Consider the following 26,878-nt stretch of genomic DNA (forward strand, 5'->3'; position numbering starts at 1 on the left):
AGCCGACTTGTCGATCCATTCGAGGCCGCCCGCGGACTCGGCCGAGGCAGCCACACGCGAACTACCTCGGCCTACGTACCGGCATCCGGTCGGGGGACGACCTTCAGATGACCCGAACCGCTTCTTCCGCGATATCGAGCACACCGAGCAACCACGGCGTATAGCTCCCCGGATCGTCGGCGATCGCATCCCGCAGCGCCTCCGGTTGAATCCAGGCGTAGTCGGCGACCTCCGCCGGATCCGGGCGTGGCGCCGCGGACCGCAGGAACTCGGCATTGAGCCGTCCGATGAGCACATGATCCCATTCGTGCTCCACCCGGCCGGTCGCGGAATCCTGCGCGTGATACCGGAAGACGCCGACCTCGGTCAGCGCGGTGGCCAACCCCAACTCCTCGGCCAACCGGACCGCCGCGGCCGCCGCCACCGGCTCGCCCGGCGCAGGATGACCGCAGGCGGTATTGGCCCAGAGCAGCGGAAACCGCGTTTTCACCGCGGCACGCTGCTGCAACAGCACCCGACCCGCATCGTCGAACAGCAACACCGAGAACGCGCGGTGCAGCAGCCCAGGCGCGGTATGCGCCTGCGCTACCGGGCACACACCGACCGCGTGCCCGGCCTCGTCCACGAGCTCGACGGGCAAGGCTTCGCGGTCGATGATGGGTTTGGCCAGTACTTCCGTCACCGCCCCACCTTATCGGCGGCAATGAGCAGGTATTGGAAGCTGCCCTCCTTGTAGGCGGTCAGGAATGGCTTCTCCACGCCGGTCGCCAGTTCGGATTCGGTGCGCAGCTCCCAGTACGGGATCGTGGCGGCGGTCAGGTCGATCACATTGACCGGCACCAGATTGTGGTCGGCCAAGGCCCGGAAGTACTCGCTGCGCGGATGGATCATGCAGCCGTAATGGGCGTCGATCCAGCTGACCGAGGCCGAGCGTCCGCCGTTGACATCATTCGAGCAGCCGGTGATGCAGACGTAGCGGCCGCCGGGCTCGAGCAGCCTGGAGAACTCCTCGAACAGCTCGCCGAGGTCGACATACATGGTGGTCTCGTTGGTCCAGATGCCGCGCATGGACCCGCTGTCGAAACCGGTATCGAGCATATTCCGGAAATGGAAGCGCACCTTGTCCGCGACACCACGATGGGCGGCCTGATCATTGGCGAAGCCGACCTGATATTCGGAAATGGTGACACCGTCGACCTGACAGCCGAAACGCTGATTGGCCATAAAACTCGTACCACCGCGGCCGGACCCACCGTCCATCAGCCGATCGCCCGGCCGGATATCGCCGAGGTGGTCCAGCAGCAGCGAGGCCTGCGCGGTTTCGAGACGGTGTAGTTCCTTGACAAGCCGTTCTTCCCGGGAATCCGCCGGTCCGGCCAGCGCCGCCTGATCGGGTTCGCCGATGCCGTAGTGGTGGTGGAACAGCCCGTCGACCTCGCCGAGTTTGGTATTGACCCGGTCGTCGTTCGGGTTGTTGTTCCAGTACTCTGCAACGGCCTTTTGGTAGCTGGTGCGCAGGACGGACCCGGTGTCGGGGTTGAGCATGGTCATGCCTGATCATCCTCTCGTGTTGCGGTACTACTGATTTCGTTGCGGTACTGGCTAATCGACTCGTGGTAGCGCTTGCTCGCGGCATGCCAGGCGTGGTTGCCGCCCATCCATGCCCAGAGCCCGCCGAGGAATCGCCGCAGTTCGGCCGGTCCGGTGGCGGCCACTGGACCGGCCTCCTGTTCGAATCGGTGCACCAGCTCGTCGTGCACGATGGCGGTGCGCAGGACCGCCTCGCGTCGGGAGCAGCGCTCCTCGGCGGCCAAGACGGTCGGCAGATTGAATTCCCTACCGTCCGAAAGGTCTTCGCCCGCCATCGAATACAGGTCGTTCACCATCTGACTGGCGAGTGCGGCCGTGGTGACGACCCGGCGCACCCGCGGATCGGCGTACTCGGTGGACAGTACAGCGGTGGAATCGGTGCCGTGGTGCCGTGCAGGTAGGCCGAGGCGGTACCTAATCCAGTGGGGCCGAATGGGATTCGACTCGGCGGGGATTCCGATTCGATTGCTGCCGGCGCGGCCCCCTGCGCCGCGCCGACAGCCATCGATGTGGCGTTCAACGCCACCGGTGGCGGCTGGAGACCAGCCGCCCGGATAGTAGGTGTGCGTGCGGGGTCGGGTACCTCAGTAGTAGGTAATCCCGCTTGGGTGGTGGTGGGCGTCGGAAGTAGGAGTGCAGCCGCGCCCAGGCCGCTGGGTCCGAGCAGGCGGCGCGGAACCAGCGTCTCAGGTTGGGTAGGTCGATCCCGTTCTGGCGAATCAGCTGACACCACCTGGGTTTCGGATGATTCGGGTATTGCAGTGCATTCGGGTAATTCCGTACTTTCCGGTATATCGGTGTTTTCAGGTGGAGCCGAGGTTTCCGGTTCCGAAACCTCCAGCCGGAGCGTCGGTGGAGCGGTGGTGTCGAGGTTGGATAGCAGTGCCGCGACAGCGGCGGCCACCTCGTGGGTGACCGGTGGTGCCGCGGCGCGCGAGAGCACCGACATCGGTCATCACCCCGGTCAGTCGGCCTGCCGGGCGACCTGGACGTTGTCGAGTACGCCCAGCGCGTCCGGCACCAGCACGGCCGCCGAGTAGTAGCAGCTGACCAGGTAGGAGATGATCGACTGGTCGTCGATGCCCTTGAAGCGGACGTTCAGGCTCGGCTCGTACTCGTCCGGGATTCCGGTCTGGTGCAGGCCGATGACGCCCTGATCCTTCTCGCCGGTGCGCATGGCCAGAATCGAGGTGGTCTGGGTTTCGCTGACCGGGATCTTGCTGCACGGGTAGATCGGGACGCCGCGCCAGGCGAACACGCGGTGCCCGTCCACCTCGACCGGATCCGGATACAGGCCGCGCTTACTACATTCACGACCGAAGGCGGCGATCGCCTTCGGATGTGCCAGAAACAGTTTCGTGCTGCGTCGCATGCTCAGCAGCTCATCCATATCGTCCGGCGTCGGTGCGCCGGACTCGCTGTAGATGCGCTGCTTCAGATCGCAATTGTGCAGCAATCCGAAATCGGGATTGTTGACCAGATCGTTCTCGCGCCGCTCGTAGAGCGCCTCGATGGTGAGCCGGAGTTGCTGTTCGACCTGGTTCATCGGATCGTTGAACAGGTCGGCGACGCGGGTGTGCACCCGCAGCACACTCTGGGCCAGGCTCAGTTCGTATTCCCGGGGGGCGGCGTCGAGGTCGACGAAGGTGCCGGTCAGCAACGGCTCACCGAAGTGGCCCGAGGAGATCTCGATATTCGCCTCGCCCTTGGTATTTTGCGGGCGTGCCGGAGCGTCGGCGAAACGGGACAATTGCTCACGCAGCGCCGGGGTATTCTCGAGTACTTCCTCGAGCGTGTGTCGGGACAGCACCAGCATGGTGGTCTGGGTGACGGTTTTGACGGTCACCGGCCAAATTCCGGACCCATCGATAAGGGTTTCATCGCCGAAGAAATCGCCGCCGCCCAGCATGCCGAGCTTGGTTTGCTCGCCGAATTCGCCGGTGCCGATCTTGCTGAGTTTGCCATGCACGATCAGCATGACCTGATTCATCGGATTGCCGAATTCGGCGACCACTGTACCGGGTTCGAGGTCGCGCTGCTCGAAACGCTGAGCCAGGGTCCGCAGCACCTCTTCGTCGTCGAAGTCTCGCAATTGCGGAAGTTCGGTGAGTTCCATCGGGATCACTCTGGCGTGCGAGCCGTCGATGACGAACTCGACCTCACCGTTGCCGACGGTATGGGTCAGCCGTCGGTTCACACGATAGATACCACCGTTGACCTGCGTCCACGGCAGCGCGCGAGTGAGCCAGCGCGAGGTGATGCCCTGCATCTGCGGCTCGGATTTGGTGGTGTGCGCGAGCTGATGGGCGGCACCGGTGCTGAGGCTCTTGCGCCCGTTGGTTTCTGTTTGGACTGGCATTTCGATGGTCATGCGTGGTCCTCACCTGAGATGGTCACCGAGACGGTCGATTGTGCTGTACTGGAGGTCGCTCGTTTTCGAAATCGTAGGTGGTGCAGAACAATTCGACAGGCGCAGCCTGTTGGGGGTGTGGCGGCATGGTTGCCGGGAGAAATGACCGACCGAGGACATGCGAACGGTAACCGACTCTCCCGTGCGAATTGGCTTACGCGACATTGCGTTCCGAACGGCATCGATCCTAAACCGCGAAAGATGCTGTGCGCACACGAATCTCGAAGATGAAGCCACGAGAATGCTGGTATGTTTTTCGGATGGTTACGACATGGGCTCGATGTGGATAACTGCCGATAACGACCCGGATGAAACCGTGCGGACCGGGCAAGGCTGTACGGTCGGTATCTTTTGCGCACCGCCGCCGCGAACATCCCGCATCGTCGGTCCGGAACCTGGCATGGAACCCGTCACAGCCGACCCATAATGGATACACGGTGTGGGAAGCTCGTCTGAGCACATCGGGGTGTGTGATGCGGGTCACTTTGCAGGGTAGGGCCAGGAGCGATCGTGAAGTTGAATGTGGAAAGTGTGGTCGGGTCGGTGCAGCGGTTGATGGCAACGGCTCAGAACGGCCTCGAGGTCATCCGCTTCGGCGGGTTGACCCACGATGTCGAATCCTCGCCGTTCGAGGTCGTCGAACGCCGCAGGATGTATCGGCTGCGCCATTACTTCCCCGACGATCCGACGCCGAGCCGCGGCCTGAGCGACGGGCCCGGAGGCGGCAGCGTGCGTGACCACGGAGGGCCCCGGGAAGGCCGCCATGGACACCGCCCGGTCGCTGTCTTGGTACCGCCGCTGATGGTCAACGCCGATATCTGGGACGTGAACGCCGATGACGGCGCGGTCGGCATTCTGCACCGCGGCGGAATCGACTGCTGGGTTGTCGATTTCGGTTCGCCCGCCAGTGAGGAGGGTGGCTGGGAACGGGATCTGGCCGATCACGTCCTCGCGGTCAACAGCGCCATCGATACCGTCTGCGAAGCGACCGGCAGCAATGTGCACCTGATGGGCTACTCGCAGGGCGGTATGTTCGCCTATCAGACCGCCGCCTACCGGTTCGGTAAGGGCGTGGAGAGCGTCGTGACATTCGGCAGCCCGGTGGATGTTGTCGCGGGCATGCCGTTCGGACTGCCATACGGCATGGTCTCCGATGTCGCCGAGTTCCTGGCCGACCATGTGGTGACCCGGCTGCCGATCACCGATTCGATGGTCCGACTCGGTTTCCAGATGCTCGATCCGGTGAAGACCGCCAAATCGCGCATCGATTTTCTGCGCCAGTTGCACGACCGGGAAGCGTTGCTGCCCAAGGAACGTCAGCGGCGCTTCCTCAATAGCGAAGGATGGGTCGGTTACGCCGGTCCGGCGGCGGCGGATCTGCTCAAGCAGTTCGTGGTGCACAACCGATTGATGCTCGGCGGCTTCGTGATCCGGGGCCAGCCGATTTCGCTGGCCGAGCTGAAGTGTCCGATCCTGGCCTTCGTCGGCGAGGTCGATGATATCGGCCAACCCGCCGCGGTGCGCGGCATCGTGCGTGCCGCTCCCAATGCCGAGGTGTACGAAGCCAGTTTGGTAGCAGGACATTTCGGTCTCGTCGCGGGCAGCACGGCGACCAGGAACACTTGGCCGCTGGTGCGCCAGTGGATCGATTGGATGGACGGCGATCAGCCGCTGCCGCCGGAGATCGCACCGATGACCGAACATGTCGTGACGAACCGACCGAATTCGGCGGCCACCCGGGTAGTGCACACCGCGGCTACCTTGGCCGAGGCGGGCGCCGGTGTCGGCAAGGCGCTGGAGGGCATTGCCAGCAATACCGTGCGCGGTTCGATCGAACTCGCCGGTGAGGCCGCACGCGCACTGCCGCGGCTGACCCGGCTCGGCATGATCCAGCCGCATACCCGTATCTCCCTGGGCCGCCTCGTCGCCGAACAGGCACGGCGGGCACCGCTGCGCGACCTGTTCCTCTTCGATGATCGTGTGCACACCAATGCCGCCGTGAACGCGCGCATCGATAATGTCGTGCGCGGACTCATCTCCGTCGGCGTCCGACCGGCCATGCGCGTCGGTGTGGTGATGGAGACGCGGCCCAGCGCATTGGCCACCGTCGCCGCGCTGTCCCGTATCGGCGCGGTGTCGGTGCTGCTCGCCCCCGGTAGTGAATTGGCTCGGGCCATCGAACTCACCGGTATCAAGGCATTGGTCTCGGATCCGGAGAACCTGAAAACGGCTGCGGCTACCGGCACCCGGGTCATGGTGCTCGGCGGCGGTGCTGCGCGCACTCTCGATATTCCGTTGAGCGATGATGTGATCGACCTGGAGCAGATCGATCCCACACAGGTGCAACTGCCCGCGTGGTACCGCCCGGATCCGGGTCTGGCACGCGAATTGGCCTTCGTGCTCGTCACCGGCACCGGCGATCGCCTGGAGACCAAATACATCACCAACCACCGCTGGGCGCTGTCCGCCTTCGGCACCGCGACCTCGGCCGATCTGGATCGCAAAGACACCGTCTACTGCCTTGCGCCACTGCATCATTCGTCCGGTCTGCTGGTGAGCCTCGGCGGTGCGATCGCGGGCGGCAGCCGGATCGCACTGGCCAGGTCGCTGGATCCGACCCAGTTCAGCGAGGAGGTGCACCGCTACGGCGTCACGGTGGTCACCTACACCTGGACCATGCTGCGCGACATCCTCGATGCCGAAGTCTTCCCGACCGGACACCAGCACCCCATCCGCCTGTTCATCGGCTCGGGCATGCCCGCGGGCCTGTGGCGACGCACCACCGAACAGTTCGCGCCCGCCCGGGTGCTCGAGTTCTACGCCTCCATCGAAGGCGATGTGGTGCTGGCGAATGTGACCGGTGTGAAGGCGGGCTGCAAGGGCCGCCCCGTGCCGGGCACCGCCAAGGTGGAGTTGGTCGCCTACGACCCGGTCACCGAGCAGATTCGGACCGAGGGGTCCGGTTTCGCGCGCCGATGCGCGGATAACGAGGTCGGTCTGTTGCTCGGCAAGGCGACCGAGGGCATCGACCTGTCCGACGGTGGGCTGCGCGGGGTATTCACGGCGGGGGATGCGTGGATGCCGACGGAAAATCTCTTCCGCCGCGACAGCGACGGCGACTACTGGCTGGTCGATCGCACGGACACGGTGATCCACACCGAGCGCGGCCCGGTCTTCACCCAGCCCATCGTCGACGTGCTCAACGACATCACCGCGGTCGATATGGAGGTCGCCTACGGACTGCCCGTCGGCGAAGATGCGCTCGCGGTGGCGGCGGTCAGCGTCCGTAAGGGCTTCCGGCTGGAACCCAAGGATGTGACCGAGGCAGTCCGCGCACTCGATCCGAACCAGCGCCCCGACATTGTCTACATCGTCGACGAGATCCCGCGCAGCTCCTCCTACCGCCCGTCGACGCGGGCCGTGCAGGCGGCGGGCCGGCCCAAGCCGGGACCCGATACCTGGTGGTACAACAGGGAATCCGACGCCTATGAAATCTTCACCGAGGACGAGGCCGGAACCATCTTCGGCGAATGAACCCCCGCCCCGTCGTTCCGGTTTCGGCCGGAACGGCGGGGTAGCGTGGATGCCAGGTCCGCGGCGACAACGGAGGTTTCGAGATGTCGTGGAAGGTCAAACTCGGCGTCGGCATATTGGCGCTGCTCGGCGCGCTGATGGTGATCGGGTTCGTGAAGAGTCTGGTGCTGTCCCTGGTGCCGCTGGCGATCCTGCTGCTGGCCGGTTACGGCGTGTATCGGCTGTATGTCGGCAGTCGAGGCAAAGTCACCGACACCAAAGCCCAGGCCCCACAGCTGCCGACCACCACAGCACCCACGCTCCCGACCCGCCCGACGAAGGATGCGGCGACCAGACTCCGCGAGATCCGCGAGGAAGCAGCCCGGCATCGGGGGCAACCGTAGGGTGGGTACGCTTGGCGCGGCCGGATCGTGTTGGTGAGTCGGTTGATTCATTACCGAGAGGGCGGTGCCTCGAACGGGCTGCCCGGCGCATCCGGGTGGCATAGTTGCCAGGTCGACAACTGTTCAGGGGTGCTGTGAGACCAAGCCTTATCTACCGCAACCGAACCATCTACGAGCTGTTGATGCGTGGGCTGTATGGGCGGCACTACTCCGCTCGGTATCGCGCGATCGCCGAACTCGTGCCCGATGGTGCCAGTGTGCTCGACCTGTGCTGTGGGCCCGCGACGCTGTACACCCGCTACCTGCGCAACCGGTCCATCGACTACACCGGACTCGACCTCAACGGTCGATTCATCGCCAGGCTGGCCCGGGCGGGCGGAGACGGTGCGGTGTGGAACTTGCGTTCCGATATTCCATTGCCCGAGGCCGACTACGTCATCATGCAGGCGAGCCTGTACCACTTTCTGCCCGAGCCTGCTCCGGTCATCGATCGGATGCTGGCGGCGGCCAGAAAACAGGTGATCATCGCGGAGCCGATTCGCAACCTGGCCACCAGCGACAACCGGGTGCTCGCCGCGATCGGACAGCGGTTCACCGATGCGGGCGACGGCGCACAGGCGAGTCGGTTCGGCGAGGCGAGCCTGGACGCGTTCTTCCGCGGTTATGAACCGCGCGTGGTACAGCGGTCGCTGATCGCCGGTGGCAGGGAGAAACTGTTCGTGCTCACTGCGTGAGGCGGGACCGGCGCTCGCCTAGACCGTGTACGCGGTGACAGCGTCGATGACCCTGGCGATCTGCTCGTCCGTGAGGTCGGGCCACAGTGGCAGGCGCACAACGGTTCCCGAGAATTCGGCGCTGCGCACGCAGGGCTGCGGGGTACGGCCCAGTTTGAGTCCGGCCGGGCTGGAATCCAGCGGAACATAATGGAATGGCGCCGAAATACCGCGTGCGGCCAGATGCGTGATCAGATCGTCGCGCTGCCGCTCGGTCGGCGTGCGCAAGTAGTACAGATGCGCGGTATGTGTCCGGTCCTCGGGCACCGCCATGAGACGGACATCGTTGCGGCCGGCCCAGTCCGGCAGCGCGGCGGCGTATGCGTCCCAAACCCGGTGCCGCCCGGTCTGTATCGTCTCGAATTCGTCCAGCTGCGCGTCCAGCACCGCCGCGTTGAGCTCGCTGGGCAGATAGCTGGAGCCGATATCCTGCCAGGAGTACTTGTCCACCGCACCGCGCAGGAAACGGGCCCGGTCGGTGCCCTTCTCGCGGATGATCTCGGCGCGCGACATCAGGATCTCGTCGGTGAGCAGCAGCGCGCCGCCCTCGCCGCAGTGCACGTTCTTGGTGTCGTGGAAGCTGAGTGTCCCGAGGGTGCCGAGGGTGCCGAGTGGGCGATCGCGCCACCGGCCGCCGAGGCCGTGCGCGTTGTCCTCCACGATGGCGATGCCGTGCGCGTCGCCGAGTGCGAGCAGCCCGGCCATATCGGCGGCCACTCCGCCGTAGTGGATGACGACAACGGCCTTGGTTCGCTCGGTGATCACCGCAGCGACCGATTCGGGATCCAAATTGCCCGTTTCCGGGTCGATATCGGCGAAGACGCAGGTGGCGCCGCGCAGTGCCATCGCCGTCGCGGTCGAGGTGAACGCGAAACTCGGCACGATCACCTCATCGTCGGGGCCGAGCTCGAGCAGCAGACCCGCCATCTCCAGTGCGGAGGTGCACGAGGTGGTCAGCAGCGCATGCGGCGCCTCGGTGATGGTCTTCAGCTTCGCCGTGGCCGAGGCGGTGAACGGCCCGTCGCCGTGACTGTGGTCGGAGGCGAGAACGGCCTCCAGATTGGCCAGTTCCCGGCGGGCCCGGAACGGGCGGCTGAAGATGACGCGGTCAGTGCTCAACCCGGTCGTTCCCCCTGCTGGCGGTGGTCGTGGTCATTTCTCGGTTACCCGCCGGGCGCGGCGTCGGCGAACCGACGGTCAGATACAGCGGCTTGCCGACGAGGATATGCAAAGCCACGCCGAGGTATTCGGCGATGAGTCCCAGCGAGAACAAGATTGTTCCCGAACATAGCAGCAGCACCACGATCATCGAGGCCCAGCCCTCGGGCGCCCAATTGTCGGCGGTGAGCGCCTCGTATACGACGAATGCGGCCATCACGCCACCGGCCAGCGCGAGGGTGACCCCGAGCAGGCTGACCAGCCGCAGGCCCCGGGTGCCGCTGCACAGCACCATCTTCCAGAACAGCGAGAACAGGCGGCGGTAGTTGTAGCCGGATTCCTCGCGGCCCTCGGCGCGCAAGGCCACCGGCACCTGCGCGACGGTGCCGACAACCCAGGTCAGGGCGACGTCGAGATAGGCGCCATTGGAGGCGACCTCGGCGAGTTGGCGGCCGATATCGCCGCGGATGAGCCGGTAGCTTTCGAACCGGGTGGAGTCGGGGAAGGCGAAGATCGTCGCGAGCACCACCTTCGCGCCGCGCGAGGTGATGTTGCGCAGGAATCCGTGCGGGCGGGTGTTGGTCGGCTTCGAATAGACCAGATCGGCGCGCTCGGTCAAGGCCGCGTCCAGGAATGCGCCGATGAAGGCGGGATCGTGCTGGCCGTCCTCGTCCATGGTGACGATCCAGTCGCCCTGGGCGGCCGACATACCGGCGATGGTCGCGGCATCCTGTCCGAAGTTGCGGCTGAGCCAGACGACGCGGACCTCCGGATAGGTCTGCTCGAGTTCCTGCAGCACCACATCAGAGCGGTCTGGCCCGTGGTCGTGTACCAGAATAATCTCGCCGACCGTGAACGTGACGCCGCCAGGGGTGTCGGTGGGACCGGTCAGCCGGTGCAGTTCTTCGACCAGTCCACCGATGGTTTCTTCGCCCCGATAGATCGGGACCACGACCGATACCGCGTGCGGCTGGTCGGCTCCCGGTCGAGCGGAGCGTCCGTTGGTCGCCCCCGCGGGCGCGCGGTTGGGATGGGCGCTGGGAATCGGCATCAGCTGAATCAACTTTCGATGACGGTGCGTGCCGGTACTCTCCGCTGGACAGCGGAGCCCGAGCCGCCGTGAACTTTAACACGGTACGCATGCAGCATTCCGGACCAGCTCATCGCACCATCATGGTGGTGCGGCGGCTCGGTGCCAAGCTCGGCTGTGCGCTGTAGGGTTTGGAACTCGTGACGGTTGGTGCAGTGACGGAGGCGAAAAACGCAGGACCCGACGCCCGCGACAGGGACCCCGATTCGCGTCGGGAAGTGTACCGGTGGGGTGGCGTCTGCACACTCGGTGTCATCGCGGGATACCTGGCGGTCCTGCTGGCCAATGCCAGGCACTTCTACACCGACGACACCGAATCCCAGTACACCGGACTCTGGGTGGGATTAGGACATGCGCTACGTGCGGGCACCTTCCCGGTGCTGGTGCCCGAGCGCTGGATGTCGGGCAACAACACGATGGATGATGCCGGCCTGTTCAACCCGCCGCAGCTGCTGATCGATCTGATCGCGCCGTCGGTGGACAACATGGCGGTGTACGCGACCGTCGTCAAGCTGATCTTCGCGATTATCGCGGCGCTCGGTGTCTACCGGATCTGCCTGGTGTACGGCGCGAGGCCGGTGTGGTCGGCGGTCGCGGGTGTCGCGTTCCCGCTGTCGGGTTTCTTCCTGTTCTTCGACGAAGCCAGTTGGATGACCGCGCTCACCGGTACCGCGTGGCTGGTCCATGCCTGGGCGTCGTCGGTGCGATACACCCGCGGTCGGGGCGGGCCGATTCCGGTCTTCATCTACCTCTACCTGGCCATCTCCACGCAGTACATCTTCCCGGCCGTGGAGGCGGCGCTGATGCTGCTCGCCGTCGCAGTGGGCGAGCTCGTCTACCAGCGCAAATGGCAGCCGGTGGCGCGGTTGACCGTCGCGGCGACGGGTGCCGGTCTGGCCGGATTGCTGACCTTTCTGCCGAGCATGCTGTCGGCGAAGGTGACCTGGCGCGGCACCATGGAGATCAATAACGACCAGTTCCTGACGGTGCCGTGGTCGGAATCGCTGAATGCCAGTCTGCCGAGCACGTTGCCCGCGTTCACCTCCTGGTGGGGTTATATCCAGCCGATGCCGGTCACCTATATCGCCTGGTTCCTGATTCCGGCTTTGGCCTTCATCGACTGGCGGCGCGCCCGCGAATCCTGGCGCGAGCTCAGCGGGGTCGCTCTGTTCGCGATCATCATGCTGATGTGGAGTGCTGGGCCGGGGTCGATCGGTCCGCTGCGCTGGCCCGTGCGGGTGCTGCCCATGCTCGCACTCGGCCTGCTCGTGCTGGTCTGTGTGTTGCTCGGGCGCTACGCCACCCTCCGCGATCTGAAGAGTCGCGGCATCGCCGCCGCTGTGCTGATCGGTCTGCTGTGGGTGCGGTCGTTCTCCGCGGATCCACACAATGTGATCCGGCATGTGCTTGCGGCCGCCGCGATCGGCGTGCTCGCCGCCGGGGTGGTCTGGCTCGGACGTAATCGGAGTCTGGCCACCGCGGGCGTGCTGACCATCGTCGCGATGTTCCCGATCGCGTTCTATCAGGTCAATGCCGCTCAGCCGACACCGATGACATGGCATCTGCCGACCAACAGGTCCGAAGCGAAGGCCGCGTTCCCGGACTTTCCCGGTACCACGATCCAACTCGGCGAGCGTGGGCTACTGCAGCGCGGTGATATGAGCCTCGACGGCGCCTACGGTTCCTTGGTCTTCGGCAACTACGCCAAATCGCTCGAGCTGACCTATGTCAATGGGTACACCCCGACCGGCCACTTCTATTTCGGCGAACTGCTGTGCATGCGCTGGGACAGCAGCGTCTGCCCTGATGCCTATCGTCGGATGTTCGCCCCTGAGCCGACCACCGGGCGTCCCCTTGTCGATCTGATGAAGCTGGACCGGGTGGTTTTGCAGCGCGCCCTGTTCCCCGACGCGCGCGGCCAGGCGGCACCGGAGGGTTGGAAGTGGGTCGACTATCCCGGCCATGAGCGCTACATCTCGGTACTGGAACGCGTCGACGGTCCGATCTCGGCGGTGAACGGCCGAGTCGCGGATGCGAAAAATGTGACAGCGGCATCGATTTCGGAGACCGATACCACCAGCCGGGTGCGCGTGTCCTCGGCCGGTGGCGGCAAGGTGGTATTCGCGCGCCTCGGCTGGCCGGGTTATCGGGTGACATTGGACGGTAAGCAGATCCCGATCACAACCGTGGCGAAGTCCTTTGTCGCCGTCGATGTACCCGCTGGCACGCAGAACGCTGAACTCGTGCTGACCTGGCGGCCGCCGGGCTGGAAGATCGGCATCGGCACCACGGCGGTCGGCATTGCCGCCATCGGGATGCTGCAGTGGCTGTGGGTGCGATCGCGGCGGCGGGACGCGGAGCCGCCGGCGGCGGATCCGAGCCCCGGCGAGTCGGATCGTGAACTGGCGGACGTGGTCTCGTAGCGGTCGATCCACCCAGGCCCGATCGGAGGTGTCCCTCCACGAGTGCGCCCTGTAGGGTCTGGAACTCGTGGTGGAAAGTAGCGCCCCCGCCCGGCGGGACGTGTACAAGTGGGGATTCATAACCGCGCTCGGTGTGATCGCCGGATACGGTGCCGTCCTGCTGGCCAATGCCAGGCACTTCTACACCGATGACAGCGAGTCGCAGTACGGCCCGCTGTGGGTGATGCTCGGCCGGTCCCTGCGCAATGGAAAGTTCCCGGTGCTGGTCCCCGAGCACTGGATGGCGGGTAACTACGCCATCGAGGAGGCGGGCTTGCTGAATCCGCCGCAGCTGTTGATCGATCTGATCGCGCCCTCGGTCGACAACATCGCGCTCTACACCACCGTGGTCAAGCTGATTTTCGCGGTCATCCTCGGTACCGGTGTGTACCGCGTCTGCCTGGCGTACGGGGCGAGGCTGCCATGGGCCTCTGTTGCGGGCGTGTCGATTCCGTTCACCGGTTGGCTGCTGTTCTTCGACGAGGCCAGTTGGTACACCGCATTCACAGGTACCGCGTGGCTGGTGCACGCGTGGGCATCAGGCGTGCGCTACGCGCGGGGGCGTGGCGGGCCGATCCCCACCTTCGTTTTCCTGTACCTGGCCATCTCGGTCCAATACATTTTCCCCGCGGTCGAGGCCGGCCTGATGATCGGCGCGGTGGCCGTGGGTGAGGTCGTCTACCAACGCAAATGGCAGCCGTCGCTGCGACTGCTCGCGGTCGCGGGGTGTGCTGCGGTGGCAGGGTTGGCCACCTACCTGCCGAGCATGCTGTCGGCCAAGGTGACCTGGCGCGGTACGGCCCAGATCAATAACGACCAGTTCCTGACCGTGCCATGGTCGGAATCGCTCAATGCCAGCCTGCCCAGCTCGTTGCCCGCGTACAACTCCTGGTGGGGTTATGTGCAGCCGATGCCGGTGGTCTACATCGCCTGGTTCCTGATTCCGGCGCTGGCCTTCATCGACTGGCGCAGGGCGCGTGCGTCCTGGCGGGAGTTCAGCGCGATCGCGCTGGTCGCGCTGATGGCGCTGATGTGGACGGCGGGGCCGGGCACCATCGGGCCGCTGCGCTGGCCCGCGCGGGTGTTGCCGATGCTGGCCCTTGGACTGTTGGTGCTGGTGTGCGTGCTGCTCGGCCGCTTCGCCACCTTCGACAATTGGCGTGGTCGCGGTATCGCCGCGGGTGTGCTGATCGGGCTGCTGTGGGTGCGGTCGTTCTCGGCGGCGCCGCGCGAGGTCGTCTGGCATGTGGTGGCGGCGCTCGGCATCGCTGTGCTGGGCGCGGCTGTCGTATGGCTCGGGATGAAGAAAAGCATGGCCGCGGCCTGCGCGTTGGCAATCATTTCGGTGTTCCCGATCGCCTTCCTGCAGGTGTACGCGGCACAGCCGACGCCGATGAGCTGGAACCTGCCCGAGCAGCGGTCCGAGATGCGCGCTGCCTTCCCTGAATTTCCGGGCACCACCTTGCAATTGGCCGATCGCGGACTGATCCGGCCGGAGGATCGTTCGGTGCGGGGCGCGTACGGGTCGCTGGTCTTCGGTAATTACGCCAAGGATCTGGAGAAGACCTACGTCAGCGGATATACGCCCAACGGGCACTTCTGGTTCGGTGAAATGCTGTGCATGCGCTGGGACACCAGCGTCTGTCCCGATGCCTTCCGGCGGGCCTTCGCGACGGAGCCCACTACCGGTAGGACGATCGTCGACCTGATGAAGGTGGATCGGGTAGTGCTGCAGAAGGCGCTGTACCCGGACGCGGGCAATCAACCCGCACCGCCCGGCTGGCAGTGGGTCGACTACCCGGGCCACGAGCAGTACATCGCGGTGCTCGAGCGGGTGGGTGGGTTGCTGTCCGCGCAGAACGGCAGGGTCTCGGCGGTCTCCGGCGGTACCGCGACATCGGTGTCGGAATCGGAGCTGACCAGCCGAGTCCGCGTGAATTCGGACAATGGTGGCCGCGTGGTCTTCGCGCGGCTGGGCTGGCCGGGCTATCAGGTGCAGCTGAACGGCCGGGCGATCCCATTCGAGGTGGTCGCGAAAACCTTTGTTGCCGTCGACATTCCGGCTGGCACCAAGAACGGCGATCTGGTGCTGACCTGGCGGCCGCCAGGGTGGAAGATCGGCGGCGTAGCGATCTTGCTCGGGCTGTTCGGAATCGGCGCATTGCAATGGCTGTTCGTGCGCGGTCGCGAGCGTGACGTGGCCGTGGACGAGACCGAACCGCCGGTGGCCGCGACGGTCCCGGAACCCGATCTGGCGGGAGCCTCTCGTTGACAGCTGACCAGCAGGCCGAATTCGCGGCGGATCATGCGGGTGCGACCGGTGCCGAGGATCCGGGTCTGCTGCTGCGGTTGGTGCGTCGGCAGGAGATCGCCTTCGCGATGGTCGGTGCGTTCAATACCGCGCTCGGTATGGGGCTGACCGTGCTGTGGCTATCGGTGTTCGGTAGTAATGTGCCGCCTGCGGTCGCGGTTGTCGCCGCCTATGCCGTCAGCATCGTCATCGCGTTCGTGCTGCATCGCACGCTGGTCTTCCGCGTGCGCGGACATATGCTGCGCGATTTCGTTCGCTTCGTGGCGGTCAATTCCGGGGGGCTGCTGATGAATATCGCACTGCTGTCGTTGGCCGTCTCGGTGCTGCATCTGCCGAGTAGACCGTCCGCGGTGGTGGTGATGGGTCTGGTCGCCGTCGCCAGCTTCTTCGGGCATCGTTACATCTCGTTCCACCGGGCACCCGTGCCCGAATCGCCGTCCGCGGGTTCCGGTACGGAGCGATCCTGAGCGCCGGGTAAGTTATCGGTCATGCCGGAGGAAACCGCCTTGGACGCCACACTGTTGAGTCTGCTCGCCTGCCCGCAGGACAAGGGTCCGCTGCTGTTGGTCCGCGACGACAAGGGCGCTACCGCCCTGTACAACCCGCGTCTGCGCCGCGCCTACCCGATCGAGAACGGCATTCCGGTGCTGCTGATCGATGAGGCCCGCGATGTCACCGACGCCGAGCACGCCGCGTTCACCAGCCAGCACGCGGACGCCTGAGCTGTTATCGGCCGGGTGGCGCACGATAGCGTGCGCCACCGCGAATTACGGTGCGGGAGTATCGATCACACCGGTGAGGTAGCGCTGCAGCGTGGGTGCGACGGCCGCGACCAGTTCCGGGCCCGGCATCGAGGCCAGCGGCTCGATCTCCAGGATCTTGCGCGCGACCAGTACGCCGATCATCTGTGTACCCAGCAGGGCGACGCGGGTGCGGCCGTCGTCCTCGGGCGTCGCGATCCGCATTCGTACCCGTTCCAGGACGACATCCAGGACAAATGTCCTGGCCAGCGCGGTATCGCCGCCCGCGAGAATGCTGCGCACCGCCGCGACGATCCCCGGACCGGCGGGGGAGTCCCATACCGCGAGCACCGAGCCGAGAATGGTTTCGCCGAGTCGATCCAGCGGCGCGGCTTCGATCCGGCGCAGGGTGGCCTCCGGATCGATCGGCAGCTCGACCACTGCGGTGAACAACTGCTGTTTGGTCCCGAAATAGTGGTGGACCAGCGCGGGATCGACCCCGGCGTCGGCGGCGACGGCGCGAATCGAGGTCTTGTCGAAACCGATTTCGGCGAAGCGGGCGCGGGCGGCCGCGAGGATCTCCTCGCGGGCGCCGGAGCGACCCGGCCGACGACCGGAGCGAGTGCCTCGGTCGCCGTTGGTGACCGGATCCGGTGGTGTCTGCTCGGCCGTCACGCGGTTCGCCGTCGTAGCGTGGCCGCGCCGAGGCACAGCGCGACAACCGCGAATCCGGCGACGACCGCCAGATCGCGCAGCATCTGACCGGTGACATCCGAATGTGTCGAAACCTGTTGCAGCGCATCGACCGCGTAGCTCAACGGCAGCACATTGCTGATCGCCTCCAACCAGCCCGGCAACTGCCCACGCGGAACAAGTAAGCCGCACAGGAAGATCTGCGGGGCGACTACCACGGGCATGAACTGTACGGCCTGGAATTCGGTGCGCGCGAAGGCACTTGCCAATAGCCCGAGCGCGACGCCGCAGACCGCGTCGATCATGGCGATAACCACCACCCAAGCCGGACTGCCCGCCGAATTCAGGCCGAGCAGCCAGAAGGAAATCACACAGGCCACCGCCGCCTGCGCCGCCGCGGCGACCGAGAAGGCGGTGCCGTATCCGGCGAGCAGATCCAGCTTGGACAGCGGTGTGGTCAGTAGCCGCTCCAAGGTGCCCGAGGTGCGTTCGCGCTGCATGGCGATGGCGGTGATCAGGAACATCACGATGAACGGCAGGATGCCGAGCATGCTGATGCCGACGCGATCGAAGATCGGCACCGGATTGAACGGATTGGTCGGGGTGTCCTTGTAGATGAAGTAGAGCAGTGCCATCAGGACCGCGGGGACCACGAGAATCATCGCGACAGTGCGGTGGTCGTTGCGCAGCTGACGCAGGATGCGTCCGGTTGTCGCGCCATAGGGACGCAGCGTCGGCGTCCGGCGGCGCGGTGCGAGGGTGGTGGTCATGCCGCACGTCCCATCGTGATCAAAGTGAGGAAGGCTTGTTCGAGGTTCTGCTCACCGGTCTCGGTGCGCAGTTCGTCCGGGCTGAGTTCGGCGAGCAGATCGCCCTCGCGCATGAGCAGCAGTTTGTCGCAGTGCTCGGCCTCGTCCATCACATGGCTGGAGACCAGCAGCGTCGTTCCGTTCGCGGCCAATTCGTGGAACTGCTTCCACAGGTCGACACGCAGTACCGGATCCAGGCCGACCGTCGGTTCGTCCAGGATCAGCACCTCCGGCTGCGCCACCAACGCGCAGGCCAGCGAGGCGCGAGTCTTCTGGCCGCCGGACAGTTCATCGCCGCGCTGATGGGCGTGGTCCAACAGGCCGACCGCGCCGATGGCCTCGTCGGTGTCGTCGCGGTCACGTCCGTAGAGCGCGGCGTAGTAGGCGACGTTCTCGCGCACGCTGATATCGGAATAAATGCTCGGCGCTTGGGTCACATAGCCGATCCGGTGTCGCAATTCCGCCGAGCCCGCGGGTAATCCGAGCGCGAAGATCTCGCCGGACGCCACGATCTGGGTGCCGACGATGCTGCGCATGAGGGTGGTCTTGCCGCATCCCGACGGTCCGAGCAGTCCGGTGATGGAACCGCGCGGGATGGTCAGCGAGATGTTGTGTAGGACTTCGCGGCCGCCTCGGCGCACGGTGAGGTTGCGAACCTCGACGGCGTGGGATGAGTGCAGTTCCGTCATGGGACGCCTCAATTCATCGAGTGTTGAATTCACTGTGTGATGAATTTAGCGCGCTTCGGTCCGCCGGACAAGACCCCGTCAGTGGTGATGTGTCGGTGTTCCCGCCGACTCACCTGGCTCGACCACGACAAACTGGCCCATCATGCCCTGGTCCTCATGCCAGAGCAGGTGACAGTGATACATGTACGGTGAGTTCGCATCGGCGGGTCCGTCGAACCGCATGGCGAGCTTCGCGGTGGCATTCGGCGGCAGGAAGATGGTGTCCTTCGGTCCGGTCAGCGCGTCCGGCGGCGGTCCGCCGTTCAGTTCGAGGACGCGGAACTGCACATCGTGAATGTGGAAGTTGTGCGGCATGCCGTCGTTGTTGTGCACGACCCAGGTTTCGGCGGTGCCTCGGGTGACCGTCAGATCGATCCGATCCATCGCCATCGGGGCGCCGTTGATACCACTCAGATTCAGTTCGAAGTTTCGCTCGCGCACGGAATCCGTGCCGTCCGGTGTGGACGGATGTGCCAGTGTCGCAGGCAATTCCGGCGATGGCCGCAATGTCGATGCCGCGCGCAGCTCGAGGATGTCGAAGCTGTCGTCACCGCCGGAGAATCGCTGTGTCCAGAAGTTCAGTCCCGCATCGAGTTTCGTGCTGCGCAGCACGGTGCGTTCGCCGGGCCGCACGCGAACCACGATCTCGGCACGTTCGCCCGGCGATAGCCGCACCCGATCGAGCGCGACCGGATGTTCCAGCAGTCCGCCATCGGTGCCGACCAGCGAGAAGCGGCGGTCGTCGGCGAAGCCGAAGGTGTAGATCCGCGCCGTCGAAGCGTTGAGCAGCCGCAATCGCACGAGCTCATCGCCGACATTCCGATGCGGCGTCAGGGTTCCGTTCACCATGGTCCGGTCGCCGAGGAATCCGACGTCGCGGAACATGCCGTGCGACGAATCGAGCTGATCGCCACGGAATCGGACGTCCTGGACGATGACGGGCAGATCATCGACGCCATAGTTCTTCGGCAGCGATAGTCCTTCGGACACGTCGTCATCGAGTAGGAACAGCCCCGCGAGCCCGCGCCGGACGTGCTGTTCTGTCGCACCGTGCGGATGTGGGTGGTACCAGAGCGTGGCGGCGGGCTGGTCCACGGTCCAGTGCGGTACCCACGTGCTACCGGCCTGCACCATCTGGTGTGGTCCGCCGTCCATCGCCGCGGGTAGGTGCATCCCGTGCCAATGCACCGTCGACTGCTCCGAAAGATTGTTCCGGACTTCGACTTCCACCTTCTCGCCGCGCCGCGCCCGCAGCGTCGGTCCGAGATAGTCTCCGTTGAACCCCCACGTCTCGGTCGCCTGGCTGGACCGGAATTCCCTTTGCCCCGAACGCATTTCGAGCGCGAAGACGCGCGTGCCATCCGCTCGCACGCGGGACTGCGCCAGCGGCGGAATTGCGAGCTCACTGTCGAATTCGGTACTGCCGACAGTGGATACGGACGCACTGCTGTACACCCACGTGACGCACCCGCCAACCGATAACAGCAAAACCGTCGTGATCGCTATGACGATCAAGAGCAACCGCCGCAACCGACGCGGCCGGGAAACCGAAGACATGCCGCTGACGGTATGGATCACCGACCCCTGACCACATCCGGGAGCGTCCCCATTTCACCCCTGATCCGATATGTGTCCCACGTCACACCATGTGGCTGTCACATCCGGTGGCGGTGCTTTGTCCGATGGTCGTCACCAATCGACAAACCTGACACTGACCACGGGAGAAGCCATGAACACCACGCATCGGATCGTCGTAATCGGCGCGGGCTATACCGGCATGCTGGCCGCCATCCGACTGGCCCGGCGGACCCGCAAGCTCGATGTCGAGATCACCCTTGTCAACCCGTCCGCCCGCTTCACCGAGCGGTTGCGCATGCACCAGATCGCCACGGGGCAGGAGTTGGCCGATCATCAGATCCCGGAGATCCTGGCCGGTACGGGCGTCGAATTCGTCCAAGGCTGGGCGACTTCCATCGATCCCGAGGCTCAGCGGGTCTACGTCGACGGGACCGGCACACTTCGCTACGACGAGCTGATCTACGCACTCGGCAGCAGCACCGACACCAGCATCGTGCCCGGCGCCGCCGATCACGCCTGGACCCTGAATGATCCGCGCACCGCGCACCGTTTCTCCGAACATCTCGCGGTGGTCGCGGCGAATGGTGGCACCGTCGCGGTCTGTGGCGGTGGTCTGACGGGTATCGAGGCGGCAACCGAAATCGCCGAGAGCTACCCGGGCCTGCGCGTCACACTCATCAGCAGCACCGAACCGGGCGCGATGATGGGTGATAAGGCTCGCGCTTACCTGAACAAGACGCTCGATCGACTCGGCATCGTCCGCGAGGTTGGCCGGGCGGTCACCAAGGTGCTGCCAGATGCGGTCGAACTCTCCGGCGGTGAACTGGTTTCGGCCGATCTGACCCTGTGGACTACCGGCGTCCGTGTCTCGCCACTGGCCGCACAGGCCGGCATCGAAACCGATGCGCGCGGGCTCATTGTGGTAGATCCGACCCTGCGGTCGGTTTCGCATCCGAACATCCACGCCATCGGCGACGCCGCCGCAGTGCGCCAGGCCTGGGGCCAGATCCACGGCACCTGCCAATCCGGTATGCCGACCGCCGCATACGCCGCCGACAGCATTGCGCGACAGCTGCAGGGCAAGAAGGTCGAGCCGTTCCGATTCGGCTACTTCCACCAGCCCGTCAGCCTTGGGCGCAAGGATGCGGTCATCCAGTTCACCAAGGCCGACGACACCCCTGGTCGGTTCTACCTGACCGGACGCGCCGCCGTGCTGTACAAGGAGAGCGTGAGCAGCAGTCCGCTGCCGAGCTTCGAGCTCAGCAAGAAGATGACGGTCTCGGTCCAGCTGTCCAAGGGCGGCAAGGCCACCCGTCGGACCGTATGAGTCGGATAGGCCGTTCGCCAGCCAGGCGGGCGGTTTCCGCATTCGTCCGGAAAGTTGGATTGGCAGACCCGGAGTTGCACTAGGAGCATGGACCAGATGGTCGACGCTACACCCGCACGGGATCCATTCATCGAACACCGGCGGCTGCTGTTTTCCACCGCCTACCGGATGCTGGGCACGGTCACCGATGCCGAGGACATCCTCCAGGACACCTGGCTGAAGTGGAATGAAACCGATCAGTCGACCGTCCAGCATCCCAAGTCCTATCTGGTGCGCACGGTGACCAACCTGTCGTTGAACCGGCTCACCTCCGCCAAGGCCAAACGCGAAACCTACGTCGGCCCTTGGCTTCCCGAACCACTGCTGACCTCACCGAATATCGCCGAGGAGACCGAGTTGGCCGACACCGTCTCCACCGCGATGCTGGTGGTCCTGGAGACCTTGAATCCGGTGGAGCGCGCGGTTTTCCTGCTGCGCGAGGTCTTCGGCTACAGCCACGCCGAAATCGCCGACACCCTCGACAAGCCCGAGGCGACCGTCCGGCAGATCGCACATCGGGCCCGTTCACATGTGCAGTCCCGCCGCCCGCGCTTCGATACCGATAAGGCCGAGCGCACCCACATCACCGAACAGTTCATGGCAGCCTGCGCTGGCGGCGATCTCAACGCCCTGATGACACTGCTCGCCCCCGATGTCACCTCGTGGTCCGATGGCGGCGGCGTGGTCACCGCGGCCCGGCGTCCGCTGTACGGACCGGATCATGTGGCCCGCTGGGTCCTCGGCGTACTCGCCAAGCCGTCGGTCGCGGGCATCGTGCTCGAGCCCGCGCATATCAACGGAGAACTCGGTGCGCTGGCGCGCATCGATGGAAATCCGGTGGCGGCGTTCACCTACGACATCATCGATGGCCAGATCCACAACCTGCGCTTTCAGGTGAACCCGAGCAAGCTCGAGGGGCTGTACATGGGGACCGACGTCCTCGGGTGACCATTTCGGCGTGTTGCTTTACGATCCTGCCGTGACCAGCCAGCCCACGGAAACAAACGTGGACGGAGGTCAGGTTCGGGTTTCCACCCTGGAGCTGTTCTTCGATCTCGTCTTCGTCTTCACCATCACCCAGCTGACCCACGTCTTCACCCACCATCCCGGCTGGGAGGCACTGGCTCAAGTGGTGGTGCTGTTCGGGGTGATCTGGTGGATGTACAGCGGTTACGTCTGGCTCACCAACGAAGTAGCGCCGAGCAATCCGCAGCGACGCACGCTACTGCTGATCGGCATGTTCGGATTCTTCGTGCTCGCGCTGGCGATACCGGACGCGTTCCATGGCACAGGTCTGGCCTTCGGGCTGGGTTACGTCCTGGTCAATACCGTGCATACCGCGCTGTTCTGGGTCAGCGGCGGCACATCGGCCAGCCAAGCGATCAAGCGCATCGCGCCACTGAACGCGCTCGCGGCAGGGCTCGTCCTCGCGGGCGGATTCGTGCACGGCTGGTGGCAATACCTGTGCTGGGGCCTGGCCTTCGCGGTGCAGATACTGAGCCCGTACCTGGTCGACACCCGCGATTTCGTGGTGCGGGCCAGCCACTTCTGCGAGCGCAACGGGCTGGTGATCATCGTCGCCATCGGTGAATCAGTGGTCGCGATCGGTCTGGGGCTGGCAGGGGAGAAGCTCACCGTGCCGCTGACTGCCACCGTCGCACTCGGACTCTGCCTGGCCTATGTGCTCTGGTGGGCCTACTTCGGGATCGATGACGAGCGCGGCGAGCACGCGCTGGCCGCCGTCTCGGCTCGGGAACGTTCGCGTCCCGCGGTGCTCGCCTACGGCTACGCGCTCTACCCGCTGCTGATAGGCATCACCGTCGCCGCGGCGGGTATCAATATGACCATCGCACACGGCAATGAACCCGCCTCCATCGCCGCTGCTGCCGCGCTCTCCGGTGGTGTCGCGCTGTACTTCTTCGGCCAATTCTGTTTCCGGCTCGCCCTCGGCTTGCCGCGCCCGTGGTCGCGGCTGGTCGCGGCCGCCGCGGTGGCCGCGACCATCCCGATCGGAATCGCGTGGGTCGCCTGGGCACAGCTCGCGGTGCTGGTCGCGGTCGGCTATGCCGCGGTGATCATCGACGACCTCATCACGCTGCGCTCGGGCCAGCACAGTCGCTACGTCTGACTTTCGGGAACAATGGAGAGTCGTGCGTAATGAGGAACTCGTGGTCGAACCGCCCGCCGCGGCCCGCCGACTGCTCGGCTCGACGCTGTGGTCAGGACCTGTCGGTGTGCGAATCGTCGAGGTAGAGGCCTATGGCGGCGATCCTGCTGGACCGTGGCCGGATCCGGCATCGCATTCCGGACGCGGGCGGACCAAGCGCAATGCGGTGATGTTCGGGCCTGCCGGAGTGCTGTACGTCTACCTCAGCTACGGCATGCATATGTGCGTGAACGTGACCACCGGTCCGGACGGCACGGCCAGTGCGGTACTCATCCGGTCCGGCGAAGTGATCGCCGGATTGGAGACGGCCAGGCAGCGACGGCCGGCGGCCCGCACCGACGCCGGTTTGGCGAGGGGCCCAGGCAATCTCGGCAGCGCGCTCGGAATCACGCTGAGCGACTACGGAACTCCGCTCTTCGATCCTGCCTCGCCGATCCGATTGGAACTCAATGGCGCGATCGACCCCACCGAGATTTCCAACGGACCACGCGTCGGGGTCAGCAGCGCGGCGGACGTGCCGTGGCGATTCTGGCTCCCATCACCAGCGGTCTCGGTCTACCGGCGCAGCCCGCGCGCCCCGATCGAAGCGGTATAGCGCCAGGTCACAAGAATTTTCGGGGTCAGCGATGAGTTTTCGGCGCGGTGTCCGTCCTATCTGTTGAACGCGCTACACCCGGCGCGACCGAGCCGAAGGAAAGACAAATGACCGCCATCGCCCCCGCCGCCCCGATCGCCACCGCCACCGCTGTTGCCCACCGCCCCGGCAAGAAGATGAATATCGCGCTCTGGACCGTGCAGGTCCTGCTCGCGCTGTTCTTCATCATCGCCTCCGCCGCTCCGAAGCTGCTCGGTGCGCAGGCGGCGGTCGAGTCCTTCGACACGATCGGTTGGGGCCAGTGGTTCCGCTACTTCACCGGCCTGGTCGAACTCGCCGGCGGCATCGGCCTGCTGGTGCCCCGCCTGAGCGGCCCCGCGGCCGTCGGCCTGACCATCACCATGATCTGCGCCGCCCTGACCCAGGTGTTCCTGCTCGGTGCGGCCGCCCTGGCGCCCTTCCCGCTGGTGCTCGGCGTGGTGTTCGTGTGGATCGCCTGGCAGCGTCGCGACAGCATCATCGCGGTGCGGGAGCTGCTGGCGCGCTGAACATCTGAATAACGCACACGATCGGCAGACAGCGGTCTGCCGATCGTTGTCGCGTTGACCGAAAATAGTTCGCCGTGCGTGGCGGCGCACGGCGACACTGAGGGGTATGCCGGTCGCGGGGACCGGTGCGGAAAGATGGGACAGCGTGAGCGAACGAAGTGAGCGAACCATGTGCCAGCGCGCATCGCGCACGCTGGAGCCGAGCGCCAGCGAGGCGCAGGCGTGAGCGGCGACATTATCGATGAACTGACCTGGCGCGGACTGATCGCCCAGTCCACCGACCTGGACGCCCTGCGCGCGGCGGTAACCGCCGGGCCGCTGACCCTGTATGCCGGTTTCGATCCCACTGCGGCCAGCCTGCACGCCGGACATCTGGTCCCGCTGCTGGCGCTGAAGCGGTTCCAGCGCGCGGGCCATCGCCCGATCGTGCTGGCCGGCGGTGCCACCGGACTCATCGGCGATCCGCGCGACGTGGGTGAGCGCACCATGAATTCGACCGATACCGTCGCGGAATGGGCGGTCCGGATCCGCTCGCAACTCGAGCGCTTCGTCGACCTCGACGATTCGCCCACCGGCGCGATCATCGCCAACAACATGGACTGGACCGGCCAGCTGTCGACCGTCGACTTCCTGCGCGATATCGGCAAGCACTTCTCGGTCAATGTCATGCTGGCCCGCGACACCATCAAGCGCCGGCTGGACGGCGAAGGCATCTCCTACACCGAATTCAGCTACATGCTGCTGCAGGCCAACGACTACCTGCAGCTGCGCCGCAACTACGGCTGCACACTGCAAGTTGGCGGTTCGGATCAGTGGGGCAACATCATCGCTGGCGTCGAGTTGAACCGGCGCGTCGACGGTGCGTCGGTGCACGCGTTGACCGTGCCGCTCGTTACCTCGGCCGATGGCAAGAAGTTCGGCAAGTCGACCGGCGGCGGCAGCCTGTGGCTCGATCCGGAAATGACCAGCCCGTACGCCTGGTACCAGTACTTCGTGAATACCGCCGATGCCGATGTCGTGCGATACCTGCGCTGGTTCACCTTCCTGTCCCGGGAGGAGTTGGCCGAGCTGGAGTCGGCGACGGCTGAGCGTCCGCATGCCCGCGAAGCGCAGCGCAAGCTGGCCGAGGAAATGACGAATCTGGTGCACGGCGAGGCGAATACCCGTGCCGTGCAGTTGGCGAGTCAGGCCCTGTTCGGACGCGCGGATCTGCGTGAACTCGATGAGTCGACGCTGTCGGCGGCCCTGCGCGAAGCGGCGGTCGACGGCACGGTCGCGCAAGTCGGGGCCGGTGAACCGAGCACGATCGTCGATCTGCTGGTCGCGTCCGGACTGTCGGAGAGCCGCGGCGCCGCACGTCGGGCGGTGAACGAGGGTGGAGCGTCGGTGAACAACGAGCGCATCTCGGATCTGGAATGGACCCCCGCCGATGCCGACTACCTGCATGGACGGTGGTTGGTGCTGCGTCGCGGTAAGCGGAACTTCGCGGGCGTACTGCGGGCAGGCGCATAAAGATCAAGTGGTTCGGGTCACATTCGGGTGGCCCGAGCCCGTTTTTCGGGGTGGCAGACAGCCCCTGACCTGCGAAATGACATGTGTGTAGTGCCGATTTGACTCGACGTTCTCCCGCCGCGTAACTTTGTCCAAGTCAGAGCGACACGGACACCGACCCGGAGCCCAAAGCGCAGCGGAAACGTTGAGCACAGCGGCCTGGGAAACGAGGTAGGACGAGGAGCGCCTGGCGATCAGCGTTGCCGGATCGTACGAGCAGACTTGACTCTGCGCGGAAGGTTGGCTAGGCTAGGACAGTTGCCTCAACAAGCCCCCCGAGAGAATCTTGGGTCCAGTTGTGTGCGTGTGTTCTTTGAGAACTCAATAGTGTGTCGATGAATGTCAGTGCCAAATATTTTTTGGTTCCGATTCTATTCATACCCCCGTGTGGG

At 65.3% G+C, this 26,878-nt stretch carries 23 protein-coding genes; 13 read left to right on the forward strand and 10 right to left on the reverse strand.

Annotation, left to right across the window (positions count from 1 at the left end; translation table 11 throughout):
- Positions 1-103: 103 nt before the first annotated feature.
- The 4 genes from idi to ACIBG0_RS29950 all read right to left on the reverse strand — a co-directional run bounded on the left by idi (position 104) and on the right by ACIBG0_RS29950 (position 3,961).
- A complete protein-coding gene (gene idi / locus ACIBG0_RS29935; RefSeq protein WP_397036903.1) occupies positions 104-682 on the reverse strand; it encodes an isopentenyl-diphosphate Delta-isomerase in 579 nt (192 codons plus the stop codon).
- The gene (locus ACIBG0_RS29940) at positions 679-1,551 is read right to left on the reverse strand and encodes a geranyl diphosphate 2-C-methyltransferase (RefSeq protein WP_397036905.1); all 873 of its coding nucleotides are present in this window, start codon (positions 1,549-1,551) and stop codon (positions 679-681) included. Before ACIBG0_RS29940 ends, idi begins: the two co-directional genes overlap by 4 nt.
- Positions 1,548-2,099: a hypothetical protein gene (locus tag ACIBG0_RS29945; protein ID WP_397036955.1), complete on the reverse strand. Its 552-nt coding sequence runs from the start codon at positions 2,097-2,099 to the stop codon at positions 1,548-1,550. The genes ACIBG0_RS29940 and ACIBG0_RS29945 overlap by 4 nt, the downstream gene beginning before the upstream one ends.
- A gap of 455 nt (positions 2,100-2,554) precedes the next feature.
- Entirely contained in the window at positions 2,555-3,961 is a 1,407-nt protein-coding gene (locus tag ACIBG0_RS29950; RefSeq protein WP_397036906.1) for a family 2B encapsulin nanocompartment shell protein, read from the reverse strand.
- A gap of 594 nt (positions 3,962-4,555) precedes the next feature.
- On the opposite strand from ACIBG0_RS29950, the gene ACIBG0_RS29955 reads away from it, so the two are divergent.
- The 3 genes from ACIBG0_RS29955 to ACIBG0_RS29965 all read left to right on the forward strand — a co-directional run bounded on the left by ACIBG0_RS29955 (position 4,556) and on the right by ACIBG0_RS29965 (position 8,651).
- Positions 4,556-7,534: an AMP-binding protein gene (locus ACIBG0_RS29955; protein ID WP_397036957.1), complete on the forward strand. Its 2,979-nt coding sequence runs from the start codon at positions 4,556-4,558 to the stop codon at positions 7,532-7,534.
- 83 nt (positions 7,535-7,617) lie between these two features.
- A complete protein-coding gene (locus tag ACIBG0_RS29960; protein WP_397036908.1) occupies positions 7,618-7,917 on the forward strand; it encodes a hypothetical protein in 300 nt (99 codons plus the stop codon).
- A gap of 134 nt (positions 7,918-8,051) precedes the next feature.
- A complete protein-coding gene (locus ACIBG0_RS29965) occupies positions 8,052-8,651 on the forward strand; it encodes a class I SAM-dependent methyltransferase (protein ID WP_397036909.1) in 600 nt (199 codons plus the stop codon).
- Between the two features lie 18 nt (positions 8,652-8,669).
- On the opposite strand, the gene rffA is transcribed toward ACIBG0_RS29965, so the two are convergent.
- Positions 8,670-9,809 (reverse strand): dTDP-4-amino-4,6-dideoxygalactose transaminase, encoded by a 1,140-nt coding sequence (gene rffA, locus ACIBG0_RS29970; RefSeq protein ID WP_397036911.1) that lies wholly within the window; start codon positions 9,807-9,809, stop codon positions 8,670-8,672.
- Complete coding sequence (locus ACIBG0_RS29975; protein WP_397036913.1) at positions 9,799-10,899, reverse strand: glycosyltransferase family 2 protein; 1,101 nt, start codon at positions 10,897-10,899, stop codon at positions 9,799-9,801. Before ACIBG0_RS29975 ends, rffA begins: the two co-directional genes overlap by 11 nt.
- 257 nt (positions 10,900-11,156) lie before the next feature.
- Here ACIBG0_RS29975 and ACIBG0_RS29980 point away from each other — a divergent pair, with 257 nt between their 5' ends.
- From ACIBG0_RS29980 to ACIBG0_RS29995, 4 genes are all read left to right on the forward strand, one after another.
- Positions 11,157-13,361 (forward strand): hypothetical protein, encoded by a 2,205-nt coding sequence (locus ACIBG0_RS29980; protein WP_397036959.1) that lies wholly within the window; start codon positions 11,157-11,159, stop codon positions 13,359-13,361.
- 67 nt (positions 13,362-13,428) lie between these two features.
- On the forward strand, positions 13,429-15,672 hold the full coding sequence (locus tag ACIBG0_RS29985; RefSeq protein WP_397036915.1) for a hypothetical protein: 2,244 nt from the start codon (positions 13,429-13,431) through the stop codon (positions 15,670-15,672).
- Positions 15,669-16,178, forward strand: coding sequence for a GtrA family protein (locus ACIBG0_RS29990; protein ID WP_397036916.1), 510 nt, complete (start codon positions 15,669-15,671; stop codon positions 16,176-16,178). The genes ACIBG0_RS29985 and ACIBG0_RS29990 overlap by 4 nt, the downstream gene beginning before the upstream one ends.
- A gap of 21 nt (positions 16,179-16,199) precedes the next feature.
- Positions 16,200-16,433: a Trm112 family protein gene (locus ACIBG0_RS29995; protein WP_040689305.1), complete on the forward strand. Its 234-nt coding sequence runs from the start codon at positions 16,200-16,202 to the stop codon at positions 16,431-16,433.
- 45 nt (positions 16,434-16,478) lie between these two features.
- Here the strand turns inward: ACIBG0_RS29995 and ACIBG0_RS30000 are convergent, their stop codons facing one another.
- The 4 genes from ACIBG0_RS30000 to ACIBG0_RS30015 all read right to left on the reverse strand — a co-directional run bounded on the left by ACIBG0_RS30000 (position 16,479) and on the right by ACIBG0_RS30015 (position 20,238).
- Entirely contained in the window at positions 16,479-17,126 is a 648-nt protein-coding gene (locus ACIBG0_RS30000; protein WP_397036918.1) for a TetR family transcriptional regulator, read from the reverse strand.
- Positions 17,123-17,914 (reverse strand): ABC transporter permease, encoded by a 792-nt coding sequence (locus ACIBG0_RS30005; protein ID WP_397036920.1) that lies wholly within the window; start codon positions 17,912-17,914, stop codon positions 17,123-17,125. Before ACIBG0_RS30005 ends, ACIBG0_RS30000 begins: the two co-directional genes overlap by 4 nt.
- The gene (locus ACIBG0_RS30010) at positions 17,911-18,642 is read right to left on the reverse strand and encodes an ABC transporter ATP-binding protein (RefSeq protein WP_397036922.1); all 732 of its coding nucleotides are present in this window, start codon (positions 18,640-18,642) and stop codon (positions 17,911-17,913) included. The genes ACIBG0_RS30005 and ACIBG0_RS30010 overlap by 4 nt, the downstream gene beginning before the upstream one ends.
- A 78-nt stretch (positions 18,643-18,720) precedes the next feature.
- Positions 18,721-20,238, reverse strand: a complete 1,518-nt coding sequence (locus ACIBG0_RS30015; RefSeq protein WP_397036923.1) for a multicopper oxidase family protein — start codon at positions 20,236-20,238, stop codon at positions 18,721-18,723.
- Between the two features lie 172 nt (positions 20,239-20,410).
- Between ACIBG0_RS30015 and ACIBG0_RS30020 the strand changes: the two genes are divergently transcribed.
- From ACIBG0_RS30020 to tyrS, 6 genes are all read left to right on the forward strand, one after another.
- Positions 20,411-21,586: an NAD(P)/FAD-dependent oxidoreductase gene (locus tag ACIBG0_RS30020; protein ID WP_397036925.1), complete on the forward strand. Its 1,176-nt coding sequence runs from the start codon at positions 20,411-20,413 to the stop codon at positions 21,584-21,586.
- A gap of 87 nt (positions 21,587-21,673) precedes the next feature.
- The gene (locus ACIBG0_RS30025) at positions 21,674-22,573 is read left to right on the forward strand and encodes an RNA polymerase sigma-70 factor (protein WP_397036927.1); all 900 of its coding nucleotides are present in this window, start codon (positions 21,674-21,676) and stop codon (positions 22,571-22,573) included.
- A gap of 31 nt (positions 22,574-22,604) precedes the next feature.
- The gene (locus ACIBG0_RS30030; protein ID WP_397036928.1) at positions 22,605-23,753 is read left to right on the forward strand and encodes a low temperature requirement protein A; all 1,149 of its coding nucleotides are present in this window, start codon (positions 22,605-22,607) and stop codon (positions 23,751-23,753) included.
- A 22-nt stretch (positions 23,754-23,775) separates the two neighbouring features.
- Positions 23,776-24,387 (forward strand): DNA-3-methyladenine glycosylase, encoded by a 612-nt coding sequence (locus ACIBG0_RS30035; protein ID WP_397036930.1) that lies wholly within the window; start codon positions 23,776-23,778, stop codon positions 24,385-24,387.
- A 107-nt stretch (positions 24,388-24,494) separates the two neighbouring features.
- Complete coding sequence (locus tag ACIBG0_RS30040) at positions 24,495-24,935, forward strand: DoxX family protein (protein ID WP_397036932.1); 441 nt, start codon at positions 24,495-24,497, stop codon at positions 24,933-24,935.
- 222 nt (positions 24,936-25,157) lie between these two features.
- A complete protein-coding gene (tyrS, locus tag ACIBG0_RS30045; RefSeq protein WP_397036934.1) occupies positions 25,158-26,447 on the forward strand; it encodes a tyrosine--tRNA ligase in 1,290 nt (429 codons plus the stop codon).
- Positions 26,448-26,878: the final 431 nt, after the last annotated feature.

It is taken from the genome of Nocardia sp. NPDC050630 (assembly GCF_044457245.1).
In the GTDB taxonomy this organism is placed as follows: Bacteria; Actinomycetota; Actinomycetes; order Mycobacteriales; family Mycobacteriaceae; genus Nocardia.